This window comes from Nitrosopumilus sp. b1 (assembly GCF_014078545.1).
Lineage (GTDB): Archaea > Thermoproteota > Nitrososphaeria > Nitrososphaerales > Nitrosopumilaceae > PXYB01.
Genome location: NZ_MU078723.1, coordinates 123180 through 137906, shown reverse-complemented (window position 1 = coordinate 137906; position 14727 = coordinate 123180). Strand labels below are relative to the sequence as shown.

At 34.7% G+C, this 14727-nt stretch carries 25 protein-coding genes; 15 read left to right on the top strand and 10 right to left on the bottom strand.

All coding sequences use genetic code 11. The features are described 5' to 3' along the window. Positions 1-85: 85 nt before the first annotated feature. Together C6988_RS06585 and C6988_RS06580 are read left to right on the top strand one after the other, a co-directional pair. The gene (locus tag C6988_RS06585; RefSeq protein ID WP_182134267.1) at positions 86-250 is read left to right on the top strand and encodes a hypothetical protein; all 165 of its coding nucleotides are present in this window, start codon (positions 86-88) and stop codon (positions 248-250) included. 163 nt (positions 251-413) lie between these two features. Further along, complete coding sequence (locus C6988_RS06580) at positions 414-1022, top strand: HAD family hydrolase (protein ID WP_182134266.1); 609 nt, start codon at positions 414-416, stop codon at positions 1020-1022. A gap of 1 nt (position 1023) precedes the next feature. On the opposite strand, the gene C6988_RS06575 is transcribed toward C6988_RS06580, so the two are convergent. Both C6988_RS06575 and C6988_RS06570 read right to left on the bottom strand, forming a co-directional pair. Continuing rightward, positions 1024-1362 (bottom strand): hypothetical protein, encoded by a 339-nt coding sequence (locus tag C6988_RS06575; RefSeq protein ID WP_182134265.1) that lies wholly within the window; start codon positions 1360-1362, stop codon positions 1024-1026. A gap of 43 nt (positions 1363-1405) precedes the next feature. After that, on the bottom strand, positions 1406-1963 hold the full coding sequence (locus C6988_RS06570) for a hypothetical protein (protein ID WP_182134264.1): 558 nt from the start codon (positions 1961-1963) through the stop codon (positions 1406-1408). A gap of 126 nt (positions 1964-2089) precedes the next feature. Between C6988_RS06570 and C6988_RS06565 the strand changes: the two genes are divergently transcribed. The 4 genes from C6988_RS06565 to C6988_RS06550 are packed head-to-tail and all read left to right on the top strand — an operon-like array spanning position 2090 to position 3692. Then, positions 2090-2401, top strand: coding sequence for a translation initiation factor eIF-1A (locus C6988_RS06565; RefSeq protein ID WP_182134263.1), 312 nt, complete (start codon positions 2090-2092; stop codon positions 2399-2401). Between the two features lie 23 nt (positions 2402-2424). After that, positions 2425-3006, top strand: coding sequence for a YkgJ family cysteine cluster protein (locus tag C6988_RS06560; RefSeq protein WP_182134262.1), 582 nt, complete (start codon positions 2425-2427; stop codon positions 3004-3006). 35 nt (positions 3007-3041) lie between these two features. Then, positions 3042-3464: a hypothetical protein gene (locus tag C6988_RS06555; RefSeq protein ID WP_255464321.1), complete on the top strand. Its 423-nt coding sequence runs from the start codon at positions 3042-3044 to the stop codon at positions 3462-3464. A gap of 9 nt (positions 3465-3473) precedes the next feature. Then, positions 3474-3692 carry a hypothetical protein gene (locus C6988_RS06550; protein WP_182134261.1) on the top strand — a complete coding sequence of 73 codons (219 nt, stop codon included), beginning with the start codon at positions 3474-3476 and terminating at the stop codon, positions 3690-3692. Between the two features lie 22 nt (positions 3693-3714). Here C6988_RS06550 and C6988_RS06545 read toward each other — a convergent pair whose 3' ends face one another. Then, positions 3715-3852 (bottom strand): hypothetical protein, encoded by a 138-nt coding sequence (locus C6988_RS06545; protein WP_182134260.1) that lies wholly within the window; start codon positions 3850-3852, stop codon positions 3715-3717. 141 nt (positions 3853-3993) lie between these two features. Between C6988_RS06545 and C6988_RS06540 the strand changes: the two genes are divergently transcribed. Then, positions 3994-4170, top strand: coding sequence for a hypothetical protein (locus C6988_RS06540; protein ID WP_182134259.1), 177 nt, complete (start codon positions 3994-3996; stop codon positions 4168-4170). An 80-nt stretch (positions 4171-4250) separates the two neighbouring features. Beyond that, positions 4251-5891, top strand: coding sequence for a coiled-coil domain-containing protein (locus tag C6988_RS06535; RefSeq protein WP_182134258.1), 1641 nt, complete (start codon positions 4251-4253; stop codon positions 5889-5891). Here C6988_RS06535 and C6988_RS06530 read toward each other — a convergent pair. Beyond that, on the bottom strand, positions 5888-6499 hold the full coding sequence (locus tag C6988_RS06530) for an O-methyltransferase (RefSeq protein ID WP_182134257.1): 612 nt from the start codon (positions 6497-6499) through the stop codon (positions 5888-5890). The two genes, C6988_RS06535 and C6988_RS06530, sit on opposite strands and share 4 nt — an antisense overlap. A gap of 121 nt (positions 6500-6620) precedes the next feature. On the opposite strand from C6988_RS06530, the gene C6988_RS06525 reads away from it, so the two are divergent. The 3 genes from C6988_RS06525 to C6988_RS06515 all read left to right on the top strand — a co-directional run bounded on the left by C6988_RS06525 (position 6621) and on the right by C6988_RS06515 (position 7737). Continuing rightward, positions 6621-6977 carry a DUF6659 family protein gene (locus C6988_RS06525; RefSeq protein WP_182134629.1) on the top strand — a complete coding sequence of 119 codons (357 nt, stop codon included), beginning with the start codon at positions 6621-6623 and terminating at the stop codon, positions 6975-6977. A gap of 188 nt (positions 6978-7165) precedes the next feature. Further along, positions 7166-7453, top strand: coding sequence for a DUF5615 family PIN-like protein (locus C6988_RS06520; protein ID WP_182134256.1), 288 nt, complete (start codon positions 7166-7168; stop codon positions 7451-7453). A gap of 32 nt (positions 7454-7485) precedes the next feature. Next, positions 7486-7737, top strand: coding sequence for a hypothetical protein (locus C6988_RS06515; RefSeq protein ID WP_182134255.1), 252 nt, complete (start codon positions 7486-7488; stop codon positions 7735-7737). Here C6988_RS06515 and C6988_RS06510 read toward each other — a convergent pair. Together C6988_RS06510 and C6988_RS06505 are read right to left on the bottom strand one after the other, a co-directional pair. Continuing rightward, positions 7730-8551, bottom strand: coding sequence for a hypothetical protein (locus tag C6988_RS06510; RefSeq protein WP_182134254.1), 822 nt, complete (start codon positions 8549-8551; stop codon positions 7730-7732). The genes C6988_RS06515 and C6988_RS06510 overlap by 8 nt on opposite strands. Positions 8552-8591: 40 nt before the next feature. Beyond that, positions 8592-10409, bottom strand: a complete 1818-nt coding sequence (locus tag C6988_RS06505; RefSeq protein ID WP_182134253.1) for a CBS domain-containing protein — start codon at positions 10407-10409, stop codon at positions 8592-8594. A 137-nt stretch (positions 10410-10546) separates the two neighbouring features. On the opposite strand from C6988_RS06505, the gene C6988_RS06500 reads away from it, so the two are divergent. Continuing rightward, positions 10547-10972 (top strand): bifunctional nuclease family protein, encoded by a 426-nt coding sequence (locus tag C6988_RS06500; RefSeq protein WP_182134252.1) that lies wholly within the window; start codon positions 10547-10549, stop codon positions 10970-10972. Here C6988_RS06500 and C6988_RS06495 read toward each other — a convergent pair. Together C6988_RS06495 and C6988_RS06490 are read right to left on the bottom strand one after the other, a co-directional pair. Then, complete coding sequence (locus C6988_RS06495; RefSeq protein ID WP_182134251.1) at positions 10969-12060, bottom strand: formate--phosphoribosylaminoimidazolecarboxamide ligase family protein; 1092 nt, start codon at positions 12058-12060, stop codon at positions 10969-10971. The two genes, C6988_RS06500 and C6988_RS06495, sit on opposite strands and share 4 nt — an antisense overlap. A 44-nt stretch (positions 12061-12104) precedes the next feature. Next, the gene (locus C6988_RS06490; RefSeq protein ID WP_182134250.1) at positions 12105-12314 is read right to left on the bottom strand and encodes a hypothetical protein; all 210 of its coding nucleotides are present in this window, start codon (positions 12312-12314) and stop codon (positions 12105-12107) included. Between the two features lie 103 nt (positions 12315-12417). Between C6988_RS06490 and C6988_RS06485 the strand changes: the two genes are divergently transcribed. The 3 genes from C6988_RS06485 to C6988_RS06475 are packed head-to-tail and all read left to right on the top strand — an operon-like array spanning position 12418 to position 13632. Further along, entirely contained in the window at positions 12418-12564 is a 147-nt protein-coding gene (locus C6988_RS06485; RefSeq protein WP_182134249.1) for a hypothetical protein, read from the top strand. A gap of 57 nt (positions 12565-12621) precedes the next feature. Continuing rightward, positions 12622-13176, top strand: coding sequence for a UbiX family flavin prenyltransferase (locus tag C6988_RS06480; protein ID WP_182134248.1), 555 nt, complete (start codon positions 12622-12624; stop codon positions 13174-13176). 27 nt (positions 13177-13203) lie between these two features. Beyond that, entirely contained in the window at positions 13204-13632 is a 429-nt protein-coding gene (locus C6988_RS06475) for a type II toxin-antitoxin system RatA family toxin (RefSeq protein WP_182134247.1), read from the top strand. On the opposite strand, the gene C6988_RS06470 is transcribed toward C6988_RS06475, so the two are convergent. Next, the gene (locus tag C6988_RS06470; RefSeq protein WP_182134246.1) at positions 13629-13835 is read right to left on the bottom strand and encodes a Sec-independent protein translocase subunit TatA/TatB; all 207 of its coding nucleotides are present in this window, start codon (positions 13833-13835) and stop codon (positions 13629-13631) included. The genes C6988_RS06475 and C6988_RS06470 overlap by 4 nt on opposite strands. Positions 13836-13909: 74 nt before the next feature. Continuing rightward, positions 13910-14707, bottom strand: coding sequence for a twin-arginine translocase subunit TatC (gene tatC / locus C6988_RS06465; protein WP_182134245.1), 798 nt, complete (start codon positions 14705-14707; stop codon positions 13910-13912). Positions 14708-14727 lie beyond the last annotated feature (20 nt).

Genomic DNA, 14727 nt, shown 5'->3' with positions numbered 1-14727 from the left:
AAGACTTCGACCACTAAACTATGACGGTTATCATTTTTTAAAAATTAAAATTTAAATTATCCAGATCGACGATGTTGATTTCGTTATGAAGAATGCAAAGATTGCAAAATTACTCAAAGGGGCTTACTCGATAAAACTAAAGGAGACCTCTGATTCTTCCGCAACGTTAAATGTAGCGTGGCTTGATGTGCACGGCAAGATGAACGAAACTCAAGTCAAAATTAAAGCAGGAAAAACTATTGAATTTTAATCTTTTACCTTCTTTTTTTGTTTTTGAAACCTTTTTTAATGTAAATTCATGAATAAACTCAATTGGTTTGCACGCCAACAAACCTAGAAGGGGTTGTCACTTGGCAATCCCTCTAGAAAGTTTTTTGCAAATTATTATAATGTAATCAAATACACATTTGAGAATGTCACAAATTAAGTGTGTGCTTTTTGATCTAGGTGGAGTAGTACTAAACTGGAATAACTCTTGGCTAATTGATGAAATCAGCAAGCAATTCAATCTCTCAAAGAAGAAATTTGAGCAAGAATTTGATAATCACTTGGGGATTTTATCCTCAGGAAAGATGACTGAAAAAGAGTTTTGGCAGAGCATTAGCAAAAAGCTTGATGCCTCAAATCTGATACGACAGGATTCTATCTTGGAGCCTGTATTTAGAAAACTAGTATCAATTAATCAATCAGTTTATTCACTTTCATCAAAGATAAAAGAAAATGGATTGTCAATTGGAATCTTATCAAACACCGAGCCTGTAACGTACTCTGTTATAGAAAGCTTGGAATCCTTTGCTCACTTTGATTACAAGTTTTTGTCATACGAGATTGGTCTTGTAAAGCCAGATCCAAAAATATACGAACATGTAGTGAATAATCTACCATACAAAAAAGAAGAATTGTTCTTCATAGACGATACAATACAAAATGTCGACTCTGCAAATGATTTTGGATTAAGAACTATTCAATTCCATAGTTATGATTCTCTAGTAAATGATTTAGAAGAACTAGATATTCTTTAAATCAAATCTTTATCTTTAGCAGCAATCGAGAGTTAATCTTTTTTCTAATTGGATTAAAATGAATTTTTCCATTCTTAATCAGGTAACTTTCTTTGAGGTTTTCATCTTCGGGCAAAAACTCGTATTGAAAATTTCCAAGCTTGAGATCCTGCAGAATAATTCCCTTGATTGGATGGTTTGATTCGTCAAGATCAATCTTTTCTCTGTTTTGCATGATTACTCTAGGATAGTAATCTCGTTGAAACTTTTCAAGAACATATTTTTTCAAAAAGGTTTCATCATCGCGTGCCTTGAGCCACCAGTTTGGAGATACATCCATGAAGAACTCTAATTCCTGCATGCTCTAGTATACTTGATATTTGCATTTAACACTGTTCAAAAATTTATGATTCACCGAGTCTTGCAAATCTGGCATCATACTCTTTTTGCTTTACTGCATTGCTCCCAAATTCAGTCTCAGAGTCATACAGATTTCGTAATGTGGCAAAAAAACCCCCTTTGATTCTCTCGACTTGCTCATTTGCTAAAGACAGGGCATCCTCTCTGGCATATTCTAGAATTTCATGCTCGTTTTTTCCTCGTATGGGAAATCTCTTACCATCAAATGCTTTGGTTGCTAATTTCCCAATCTCATCTGAATATTCCTGAGCAAGATCAAAATGTCCTTGCTCATGGTTTAGCAATTTTTTACTCATAATGGAATCTCCAAGGACAAATTCCCTGACCCAAGAAAGTTTCTTTTGAAATTCTGGAATCACGGTAATTTTTGACACTGAAAAGAATCTTGGTTTATCTGGATTATCTGCCGTAATGATGGGATTTACAAAAAATCTTATCGATGATAATGCATCATGTTCATGGGATGGATTTGGTTCTGCCATAAAGTCTGACCATCGTAGTTTTTGATCCTTTGACCAATGAATTATAGAATCATCACTCATGTTTTGCTCATCTCTTGAACAATTATGAATTTAATGGCGTGATTTACCCAAAATAGCTCAAACTTTGTTCCTGATTTTAAAATAAAATTAGAAAGATAGTTAAGATGTCATTTACGCTTCTATCCCATGGGTAAGCGTAAGGTCCTAAACGAATCTGAACTAAAAGAGATGCAATTGCCTGCCGAAGGTGAACTATTTGGCAGAGTAATCAAGATGATGGGTGGAGAAAACTTACTTGTCAAGTGCTCTGATGGTGTTACCAGAAGAGGAAGAATTCGAGGAAAGCTAAAGCGAAGGGTTTGGATTCGAGATAATGATATTGTAATAATTGCTCCATGGGAGTTTGGTGACAAAGACAGAGGAGATATCCTATGGCGTTATACCTTACCACAAGTTGACTGGCTTAAGGCAAACAAGCACATCGAAATCGACTTTTAACCAACACCTGATTATTATCAGTAATGAAATCATCCAATGATTTTTCATGCATTTCAGAGTGCTCTCAGTGCTGTATTGAGAGAGAGTATTATCCTTCAAAAAAATTTGGTAAAATTGGTGTATTGATTCTACCAAGAGAAAAAAACAAAATAGAATCTCTAGCAAAAGAGCATGGTATAAAAATTACAGTTTTGCCAAGAATTGGAATCTCTGATTCTAAATCAAATGAACCAACTGGAATTCTAGCTTTTCAGTTAATGGGAAAGGATGCCAATGGAAACACATGTCCCTTTCTTGATACAGAGTCTGATTCGCGTTCCCCTCATGGGGGATTCACATGTAAAATTTATGAGAACAGACCTTTGGCATGCAGGACGTATCCCTTAATCGAATCTACTCCATTAACCATTGATTCAAAGTGCAAGTTTTGCCAAGAGTGTGGGCAACCTGATGGAAATCTCCAATCAGAATTAGAATCTCTTATTCAGATAAAGTCATCAATGAATACAGAATCAGAAAAAATCTGGCGTTATGCTACGGGTATAGGAGAAGTAGATGATTCTGATTATATTACAAATGGCTGGTTTGCAGAAGCAATCGACTAAAACCTCATAATAGAGGATACATTGGTTGCATTATCATGGAGTATGACAAGCATTCTGAACGAGAGCATGCAACTGAGAAGGTCCTATCTATACTAGAAGAGTGGGCAAAGATTCCAAGATTCATCTGGTTTAGAAAATTACAAAGAGTTTCAGAGATTGAAAAAGGACTACTCCGTAATGTCATAAATGATCTAAAAAAATCGCGAGAAATAGTTGAGATTCATGGTGATAACAAACGAAAATTATTTTGTTTGAAAAAACACCTAAAAAAATGTCAGGAAGAAGAGAATAGATTCAGAGGAAAGGAGACAATAGCGAAGGATGGTTCCAAGACTAGAATCATTCTAGGTAAAACAAAGGCATCTGAGAGAACTAGAAAACGTCTTGAAAAGCAATCAAGAAAAAGACAGGTAAAGGCACGCGCAAAAAAGAAAAATAAATCAGGTCGTGTTGCTTAATCTTATACATTGGTTGAAATCTCTGATGCAGAAAAAGAAAAGCTAACTCCAGAAAAAGGATTCAATCTTGTTGGCATTGACTACTTTGAAGTGCCAGGAAACCAATTGTATCTGGTACAACATTTTGATGTGTATCAGGATGCACTAGCTGCAAAAAAAGACCGTACTCAAAGCGATGACTATTTTATACTATACAAGGGACCAGGAAACCAATTTTTCTGTAGATAAAATTTTTTAAAAAAATGATAATTTAGTGGCTATGTCCACAGCCACATGAATCGTGTCCATGGGATTCTTGATTTTCATTTCCTGCACATTTGGCACACTTGTTAGAACCAGTGGGTGAGAAAAATCCAACTCCACAAGAAATGCATTTCATACTTGACATGTGAGTACTTTTTTGCGCCCGTATATAACCACTTGTCAAAAGTATGCCAAAATAAGACTACATGCCTTCACTAAAGCAAACAATTCGTGTGTTCATTTATCACACACATCTGTATTATTCATATTGTGCCGGATGGGAATCATGGGAGATAGATTACCAAAATTAGATTCTCATATCATAGATTATTTTCTGTATGTGGCAGAGAAGATGGAGAATCAATTAGATGATGAATCATACGCATCTGTAAAGCGATTATTTGATAAGGATGTATTCATGTATGAGAAATTTTTAAAAAATTCTCCCAATACAGAATCTTAATTCTCAAAAACCCGATCCTTACTATTTATTATTTAGTTGTAATTATCTGAATTAAATCGGGAGGGATAAAAATAGAAACTTTGAGTCAGTATGAAAAATTGTATTTTATTGAAAAACTCATCGAGTCAGGTGATGGAGATACTGGCAGGTTAAATTTTATCAAAGAATCTCTTGAAAAAAATCAACCCCTCTTCAAATCCGACCAAAAGTACCTTGATCATAAATTATCAAAATTTGATGTACAAGAAGAAATTCATGTAAAAAAAGACACATCATTACTTGATGATATCTCAAATTTAATTTCATTAGGATATGGAGATCCTGGGAGATTACATCACATTTATGCCACACTAGAATCTGGCAAGGAACTATTCAATTCTGATAAGGCATACTTGAAAAACAAACTAGAATCACTAAAAAATGAAACAAGCGAATCTTCTGAAGAAACCTCGGATAGCAGTACACGGCAAGAAAGTGATGTGACACTAGAGCTAAAACAAAAGCTTGTTGATGCTAATACAAAAATTTTACAGTTAGAAAAGATAATCAAAGAAAAAAAATCAGAGATGCAAAAGCCTGCGCCAGAAATTCAGGAAAATAAGCCTACAAAATTACGCGGCTCCATGCCAAAAGGATGGACTCCAAATCAAGAAGTACTAGAAAAGCCAGATGATGGAGGAATTTATGAAAAGATCAAAACTGAAGAAGATAAACTATCTGAACAAAAGCGAATCAAGGAATTAATCGAATCTCAGCAATCCAAACTAACACAAATTATTTTGAATCGTGAGGAATATGAAAAACAAGTTCAAATTGAGCGTGAAAGATTAGAGAAAAAAATTAAACTTGAACGTGAAATGGTTGAAAACCAAACTAGACTGGCAGAACAAATCAAATCAAAGCAAAATGATCTAAAAATAGCGAAAGAAGAGAGAAATCTTCTTGAGGAAGAACTCAAAAAGGAAGAAGCCGCATTAGAATCACAAGTAAGGCAACAACAATCAGAGTTGGAAAATATTCGCAAGAAATTCCACCAAATATCAAAGCAGACAGAAGAAAAGAGAAAAATGATTGAAATTGAACTACAAAAAGAAAAAGAAAAATTATCTGAGCAAAACGAAATAATCAAAGCAGTAAATGACAAAAACGCAGTACTAGAGCAGCTAAAAACTCAGAGAAAAAGCATTGAAAAACAAATTGAAGAGGAAAAAAGAAGTCTTTTAGCACAGCATCCTACCTCTGAAAAATTTGCAAAAGAAAAGATTACTCTAAAAGACATACAATCAGAAAAAACAAAGATTCAAAATCAACTAAAAAAAGAAGAAAAAGAGCTTATTCGTATACGCAAACAAAAATCAAAATTAGAAGAACAGATTAAGGCAAGATTAGAAAAGCTAGAAAAAGACAAAATAAAAGAAAATGAAAAATTATCGCAGGTATTACTTGATCAAAAAAAAATTATCAAAGAGATAGAGTCTGAACAAGAAAAACTAACCCATCAAGCAATTACTGCAAGAGAACTTGCAGCAAAGCAAGCCGAGATAGAAAAGACTCGTCTTGAGCGAAACAAGATTGAAAAAGAGATCAGAAAAACAAAGTCCGAGTTAGCAACAATTAGGCGTCAAAGCAAAAAGTTAGACAAAGATATCAACAAGAAAACGAAGACAACTGCAAAATCAACCCCTAAAACTAGGATCCCAAGAAAACAAAAAAGCACCTAATCTGCTAGTTTAAGGATTATCTCTTCACCGTTTCCTATTTTGACTGTGCTTGATTGCACATTTGGAATCTGTTGTATTCTATCGGATATTGCACTCATCTCTGATCTATATTTTTCAGGATACGTCATGTTGTCTATTGCAATAATTCCACCAATTCTAGTCATCTTTAGCGCAATCTCAAAGTAGTTCATAGTGTTTTCTTTGTCTGCATCTAAAAAAACAAAGTCAAATTGTTTATTCTCTGATAAAAGCCCATTTAGAATGTCTAGTGCAATTCCGTGTCTGATGTCAATGAAATTCTCAACACCTGCTTCTTGAAAATTCTTTTTTGCTCGTAGAATCTTGTTTTGATTCTTTTCTATAGTGATTATCTTTCCAGAGTTTTCTTTTATTGCATCACAAAACCAGAGAGTAGAGTATCCTGTGGATAGTCCGATCTCAAGTATGTTTTTTGCTTTTATTGCCTTTAAGATGATATTGAAAAATTCTCCTGTATCTTGAGTGATTGCAAGCATTCTGTCTTCTGGTGGAACATCCACTTCTCGCATCCTTTCTTTTTGAGCTTCTTGTGTTAATCTCGAGATGACATTTTTAATCAAAGAATCCATGAATTATTTTTAATTACTGAATTGTTGTGTTTAGATGTTTTGTTAACTTTACAATATTTTTAATGAGTTATATTGACCTGCCTGATTTTTGTGATTTGTGACATATTACACTCAAACTAATATGATGGACATGGTTGAGGATATAATAGACCTTGACTCTAAAATGAGATTTGCAGCAGTAATTGATTCCAAAGGTAAAATTCTTGAGGCAATTATGAAAAGTGGAAAACTATCCTTAAAATCTCAAAAGGAAGAAGAGAATTTTTGTGCTCAAGTTGCAGCACGAAAAAAGATGAGGGAAAAATTTGATAAAAGTTTAGGAAAGGTTCGCTATGTCCATGTGGAAAGAGAAAAGGTAACTCAAATGGTAGTTTATACAAAAAAATATTCTGTATACTTTACCATGGAGCCTGAGATGTCTATTTCAGATAAAATCCGAATTGTTACAAAAATAAAAAAAATGACATCTGCATTATAATTGAATTTAGACTGTTTGTTGTGCACATACTAGACTATCAATACTCAAGACACCATCTATGTTTGTGGACGAATCAGTAATTGTAATATTCTTAGGAACCATTGTAGGAATTGCTGCCATTTTGCCACTAGTGATTAATTTTATTTGAGATACATCACAATCATATAGTCTGAATAAATTGTGATTTTATGGGCTCAAAATCTGTCAAAATTTTGATTGACGAGATGGATGATGGTTGGGATGAGAAGCTAAAGCAACTTGGTTATGATGCATATAGTGTCAAAAAACTTCGTGCAGAAGGCATGAAATTAAGAACCGATTATTCTGTGATTAACTATGCAAAAGAAAACAACATGCTACTAATTACACGTGATACAGAAAGTGGACAGGCATGTGAAGAAAATGATCTCCCCTATATTCTGCTTGATAATGAAGAGATCTTCAGAATTGTAGTCGAAAAATTAACAAAATTATGAGGATTTTTATCTTATTGTTACGTTGATGAATTATGTCAAGCTGTGATAGACGTACTCGAGCATATAAGAACGGAAAAACATTTGACCAATGCAAGGAGATTGCTGAGAAAAAAAATACAGAGTTTCAGCAAGTAATCTCTGCAAACGGCAAAATATTATGGACTGAAATTCTCGAAAGCGTAGATCATGATGAGCTTGTTTACAAACTCACTTTGAAGTATCTAAGACGAGACGGCTTTGATATTGGAAATCACAAAATTCCTGAAGTAAAACCATTTACTTAAAATCCACCATACAACTTCCATCCGAATTCATCATTCTTCTTGCTAGTATGAATGGAGTTATCAGCAATATGGGAATTGAAATTGCAATGAATACTGTTTGAAGCTGTGTCAGTGCAATGGTTAGTGCGATTCCACTTGCAGTTCCAACAAAAATCGATAGTAAAGAACCAACACATGTAGGACACGCAATGAATAATCCCGTTGCAGCTCCTACTGTACTCATTCCTCTCTTCTTCTTTGATAGTTTGATTGCATTAACTGCAATTGCCATGTTTAGTCCTACTAAATACGAGACAATTATCTGCAAAAGTAGGTTGATTGGTATTATCTGCAACCCTACATGATCTGTTATGTACACCACAATCTTTGGCATGTATCCAGGCGCATCACAACACGGAATGATGTTTGCCGATGGTATCTTTGCCCCATAGTGATACGAGAAGCTTATCTGCTCATCATACACCAAAGTACCTGATGTTAATGAGAAGAAAATTCCATATGAGATGAATGTAGCAATGAATATTTTTTGAGATTTTTTTGTAAATGAAATGGCAGCTAGAGTATGAAATATACCTGATCTTCCAATGACTGCTTTTTGCTTTTGATAATTATACAGACCATAGGCTATCGATCCTAATGCAAGAGCAAATATGACATAAAACCCATATGATAATCTAATGTATGATTCAATAGCATCAGGAGTTACCATTTCGGGGTCTTGAAATCTACCATAAACCACAAACGAGGCTATGACTGCGATTATTCCAACAATCAAAAACGGTCTACTATTTTTTGTCGTTGCCTGCTCTGACATGATTTGGAATTTTTATGATTAGATTAAATTGTATCCTTACTTATTTTGCCATTTGCGGTCTGAATATGTAGATAATTGCAATTATTTCCAGTCTCCCAAAGATCATTAGAAATGCCATTGCCATCTTTGTTGATGGCTCTAACTCCATTGTAATTACATTGGCCGATAATCCTCCTGTAGTAATAATTCCGGTTGCCTCAAAAAATGAATTCTCTAAACTTGCCCCTGTCTCCCCCGAAAGGTAAATTCCTGTAATTCCTGCAAGTAGTGGAAACATAATCAGCATAATGATGATGGTTTTAGTTTCATTTTTTTCGCTTTGAGTTAATTCATGTTCTTTTGATTTTCTTTTGGATAGAAACTGTTTCATGTGTATGAATCTGAAAATTTTGATTCCTCCTGCAGTTGAAAATCCACAACCTCCGATGAACATTAGTAAGATGAGTATGGTATGTGAAACGCTGTTGAGTGACTCTAGACTTGTAATCTGTAATCCTGCAGTGGTGCTTGCTGATACAGTATAGAATACTGAATCCAGTGGGTCTATTCCGCTAGTTGATACAAACAAGACTATTGCCCCACCTAAGACGGCAAAATACGTTATGACCTCTTTTCCAAGTTTTGGTGCCAAGAATCGTTTTCTGACAAATGCATAGTGGAAGGTAAATGGTAATGCTCCAAGTATCATCGCTGCAATTAATACGATATATTCTTGCCAAAGCAAGTCCACCAAGATTGTAGAGTTTGGTAAAAATCCACCTGTGGCTAGGGTACTCATAGCTAGTGAAAAGTTATCGATGAGATTCCTTTCACCAAAAAAGTAGAGTAGCAATGCCACAATTACAATATACAGAGTAAAGATGACTGTAATTGTGCCAAACAACTCCCTCATGTGTAGTGTTCTTCCTGAGATGAATCCCCTCATTGCTTGCAATTTACTTTCTGGGTAGAATGCAGTAATTACTAGGTAAATGAAACTCATTCCTCCAACAAGCTGTGTAAAGCTTCTGTAAAAGGTAAAACTCTGAGGCAACTCTTCTGGTTTATCAAATAACGAAATTCCACCAGTGCTGAATCCTGCAGCACTTGAGAAAAATCCATTTGCAAAAGTCTCTACCGGACTCAGATTTTCATATTGCAGGACGTAAAAGTATGGAATCGTTCCAAACAATGTTAGGATAAACAGGCTTGAGAACACCAGAATTGATGCCTGCTGAAGGTTCAAAGATGCCTTTTCCCCATACGAGTTTAGGAAAAAACCTGTCACCAATAACAAAACTGTCGTAATGAAAATTCCTGTTGCAGTAACTGTATCATTTAGAATAGTAGCTAAAATTGCAGGTACCAGTAATAATACTCCTGAAAATTGTAATACAAAACCTAGATTTCCTAGTATTGCCTTAACAGGTGGGCTAAGAAGTCTTGGCTGAGTTGCTGTTGCATCTCTTATGACATTTGCAATTGTGACTTGAAAGATCATGCCTACTACGAAATTATTTTTATCCAACGCAGGAAGCTTTCTGATCTTATGATCCCTCATTATATGCAATGCTTCTTGTAGTGTTGCAGACTCTTGAATAGTAATTAACGGAGTTGTCATAATGTCCTTTAATCTCGTAGTCTCTGCATTGATCTTTGCATCCGATACTTTACTTATGATGTCTTCATCAGTTACAATTCCAATTGGCTCATTTGCTTCATTTGTAACTATGATGTCATCTGTTTCTTTATGTTGAAGCATTCTTGCTGCTTCACGTGTAGGGGTGTTTTGATCTAGCATCAGCACATCTAGAGTCATATAGTCTGAGACTGGTTTTGTTAGAACGTAAGATACTGAACGTTCTGGTGCAGTTGACATTATTAGAGCTCCTTTATGCCCTAATATTTTAAGTAAGAACTGTCAAGTTTTATTGTTTATAAAAGAAATTTGTTCAAGTTGAAGCAAGTTCGATGACCCATCTTTATATGCATTAAATAATAATTAATTTTGTAGGCATGGAAATAAACCAACAACAAGAACCTGATTATGAATCAGTAACGATCGATTATGTTGGATTTGTAGATCCTTATGCCGTTGAAGGAATGCTTGTTCTAAAATCTGATGATGGAAAAGAGTTTCACATGAGGGCTTTTTCTGGCGAGGTTGCAAGACACATTGCAAGCTTTACCGAAGAGTCTCGTGATTCTGTTCCAACCATTTACAAAATGCTTGAAGAGATATGCGAAGAAAATGAATTGGTGCTTGTCAAGGTAAAGATCTATGATAGTGGGGAAGTCTTACGTGCGAATCTGTATTTTACTGGAAAGAAAGATCTAGTGTTGAGAAATTATCGTGCGTCTGATGCTATGGCTTTGGCAGTATTTTACAACATACCAATCTTAGTTAGAAAAAATCTTTTAAAAGAAAAATTAGAAGCCTAGGTTACAATTTCTTCTAATCTGTCTTCTTCTTGAGCCCTCTTAATCTCCATAGCTATACGTCTTCCGATACCAAATGTCGTCCCATACTGATATTTTGTATAGGGGCTGGTCGTTGCAACTATGGGATTTCCTGGAACTCTTAATGAAACATCATAGACTATGATCTCCAAATCCTTTGTAATTACACTCTGAAGTGAGAATGGACCAATTATTCCGGGTGGATACTCTTTTGCAACCGCCTTGACAAACTTGTCACCCATAGAGATTACCTTTTCAAGTAATGATTCTCTAATGCTTGCAGGAGTATGTCCAACTTCGATGTTTTGAATGTCTACGTTCATGTCTAGCTGTTGTTTTGCTGGCAATGCGTTATAATCATGAATGTTAGTCTGCAGTCTTCTCTCTATTCCAATAAAGTCTACATGTTCCGAGATTGGTGTATGAAAATAATTAAAGTTAAGATATGTTCCAATTGCTAATTCTTCAATACTAGAGTTTTCCAAGTCTTTACGTGAAATAATTCCTTGTTTAATTCGTTCTTCTGATTTTTTCTTGTAATCTGAATATGATGAGACAGTAAAGAATGCTCTTTCAAGTTTTCTTGATTTTTCTTGAACTTTGACAATGCTGGGCTTGTTAATGTCCTTTGGATTTTTGAATAATTTAGGAAATTTTATCTTGGCTTTTTGAAGTAAATAGTATTGATTGCGTTTGTGTGAGCGTTCTTCTGCTTGAAATAATGATCTATTTCCAAAGATTGGCACTTTGAATGAATTCTCAATTGTCTTGTATCCAAGATATGCCGTAAGGGATCTGTGTGGAACAATTATTGTATTGGTATCTCGTAACATTTTTTGAGTCTTGGCAGATGCCATATCCTTGAATTTATTTAGTACTACAATTTCATCAGCAATTCTTCCAAATCTTTGATATGGTACTTCTCTTCCTTTTTGACATAACACAACTGTGTTGAACTCTTCATCTTTTGCTCCATCCATTACTTCTAGTGCTGAATGGCTTCCAAGTACTCCAATTCTTACATCTCCATAATTATCAATAATTTTTCTAATGTCTGACTTTTTTATCACAAAATAATTATTTTAAAGGAGGTAATATAGCTATTTTCAAAATGTCAGGGAAACTCTTCCCAAAATTTTTCTTTTCTAGGACCAAATAATGAATGATCAATCTCATCTAGTATGGATTCCAATTCATCTAACTCTTCATATGATTCAATGCCATTTTTTGATAAAGGAAGATCGTTTTCCTGTTTTGATAGTTCCACTCCATACATCTTTGCAGTAATCCAATCGACTTCCAATACTGCATAGTCTAACTCCATATTCTAGATTCTTGTTTTCTTTATTGTGATCGAGTATGTATGTAAAGATCAAACATAGTTTAGAGCAATCAAGATTTATTCATTGGATGATTTTAGCACATTCATGCTTTACAGTTTTGAATTATTCTTGGCAGGGATAATATTATTCTCTGCAATGTTCGCTGGTGGTATCAGTCTTTGGATTAAACGAAGGAGAGAACAAGAAAAGAATGCTTTTTCTGAAAGTGATGATAAAATTCGTCCTGAATAGTGCCAAGTTTGAATTCATCCCCAATAGATAAAATACTCTAACATTGATGATACTTTCATGAAACTAATAATTGGCATGACTGGAAGTACAGGAGTCATTTATGGTATCAGAATGCTTGAAGTGCTGAAAAAATTATCCGTCGAAACTCATCTTGTCATGAGTGAATGGGCTTCAAAATGCATTCCAATGGAAACTGAACATACTCCAGATTATGTAAAGTCACTTGCGACAACAGTGTCAGATGAAAAAAACATGGCAGCAAGCGTATCTAGTGGAACACACAAAGTTAATGGAATGATTGTTGCTCCATGTAGCATGAAGACATTATCCAGCATTGCAAATGGTTACGATGAAACATTGGTTGCACGAGCTGCTGGTGTCACAATAAAGGAATCTAGAAAACTAGTATTAATGGTGCGAGAAACCCCTCTGTCTGCCATTCATTTAGAGAACATGCTAAAATTATCTAGATTGGGAGTTGTAATATTACCTCCGGTTACAGAATTTTATACAAAACCAAAATCCATAGATGATATTGTAAATCATGGCGTTGGAAAATGCCTTGATCAATTTGATATCGAACATGATTTGTACAAACGTTGGGGAAGTTAATTTAATTATATTATTCTAGGAAGTACATTGCCAAAAATTACTTTTGAAAAAATTATCAAAGCTGAAAGAAACAAAGTATTTGATATTGTCTCAAATTATGAAGAATTTCAAAAGACTTTGCCCCAGTATTTTCCTTCAATACGCGTCAGGTCTGTAAGAGATAATGTGGCTGTAGTTGAGGAACACCTATCGATTGCAGGTAGAGAACTTGTGATGATGACAAAGCACGTGATAAAATATCCAGAGTTACATGAAGTCTTTGTTATTGGCGGTGATGCCAAAGGAAGTCACATAGTTGAACGGTTTGATTCTGTTCCTGAAGGAACAAAAATTACAGTAACTGCAAACATTAAACTGAGCGGTGCACTGAAAATTGCTGGCTTATTTGCTAAAGGAAAAATCAAAAACGGTTTTGTTACTATAATGGATGAATTTGCAAAAATTGCTGAGAATTAATTTTTAGAATCTTGCTTGTCTTTGAAATCTTTTAATTCCTTCTCGCCTTCGATTTTACCTTTTTCATATTCTCCTTTTGCTTTACCAAAGGTCTTTGCAAGTTCAGGAATCTTCTTTGCACCAAATATGAAGACTACTGCAATGATAATAATGAATATCCATTCTTGACCTGCGATAAAATTGGCTAAACTGAGTCCTAGCATGCTCTATTCAAAATAGCCGTAGTTGAGATTTAAATGTTCATTATTGCACATGAGTGAATTCTTTTTAGATGTGACTATTTTGTGATCTGAGTCTTCTTCTTTTCTCGTCTTTCAATAAGTACCATGCCTGCAAGATAGAGCCCTATCATAGGTCCTGCAATAAACCACATTGTAACTCCACTACCATCTGGAGTTATCACTGCACCAAAAATAACTATGGCAACTATGGCATATCGTATGTTATTTCGCCAAAATTTTGCATCTGTAATTCCTGATGCAGAAACTGCATACATGATTAATGGAAGTTGAAAAGATATGCCAAATGCTAATAGAAACTGTAAAACAAATGTAACAAAATCCATTACATTTAGGAATGTTACTAACCCTGCAGAATCACCATACTTGTACAAAAAATCAAGAATATAGGGAATTACAAAAAGATATGAGAACAAACATCCTGCGATGAATAATGCTAGAGCCGGAACAAAAATTGAGCGGCTAATGTGAATTTCGTTTTCCTTTAGTGCAGGTTTTAGAAAACCAATTGCTTCTTTGATTATGACGGGCATGCCAACAACAATTCCAACTAGAGCTGCAATGTATACTTGAGCAAAAAAGGCTTGACCAGGTGCTGTTTGAATTAATTGAACGCCTTCGGGAACTAAATTAATTTTCATATAGTTTGTTAGCTGTGCTGCAATGTTGTTTAACGGCTCAGGTGTAGGATAAAAAAACTCAATTCCTTCAAAACTAAATGGTTCTGCATGAAATGTTATCATAAAAGCACTAATTGCAACAATAACAATGACAATTCGTAAAATGCGTTTTCTTAATTCTTCTAGATGTTTACTAAGCTCTTGAAATTCTGACATCTGAGATCTATCATTACACA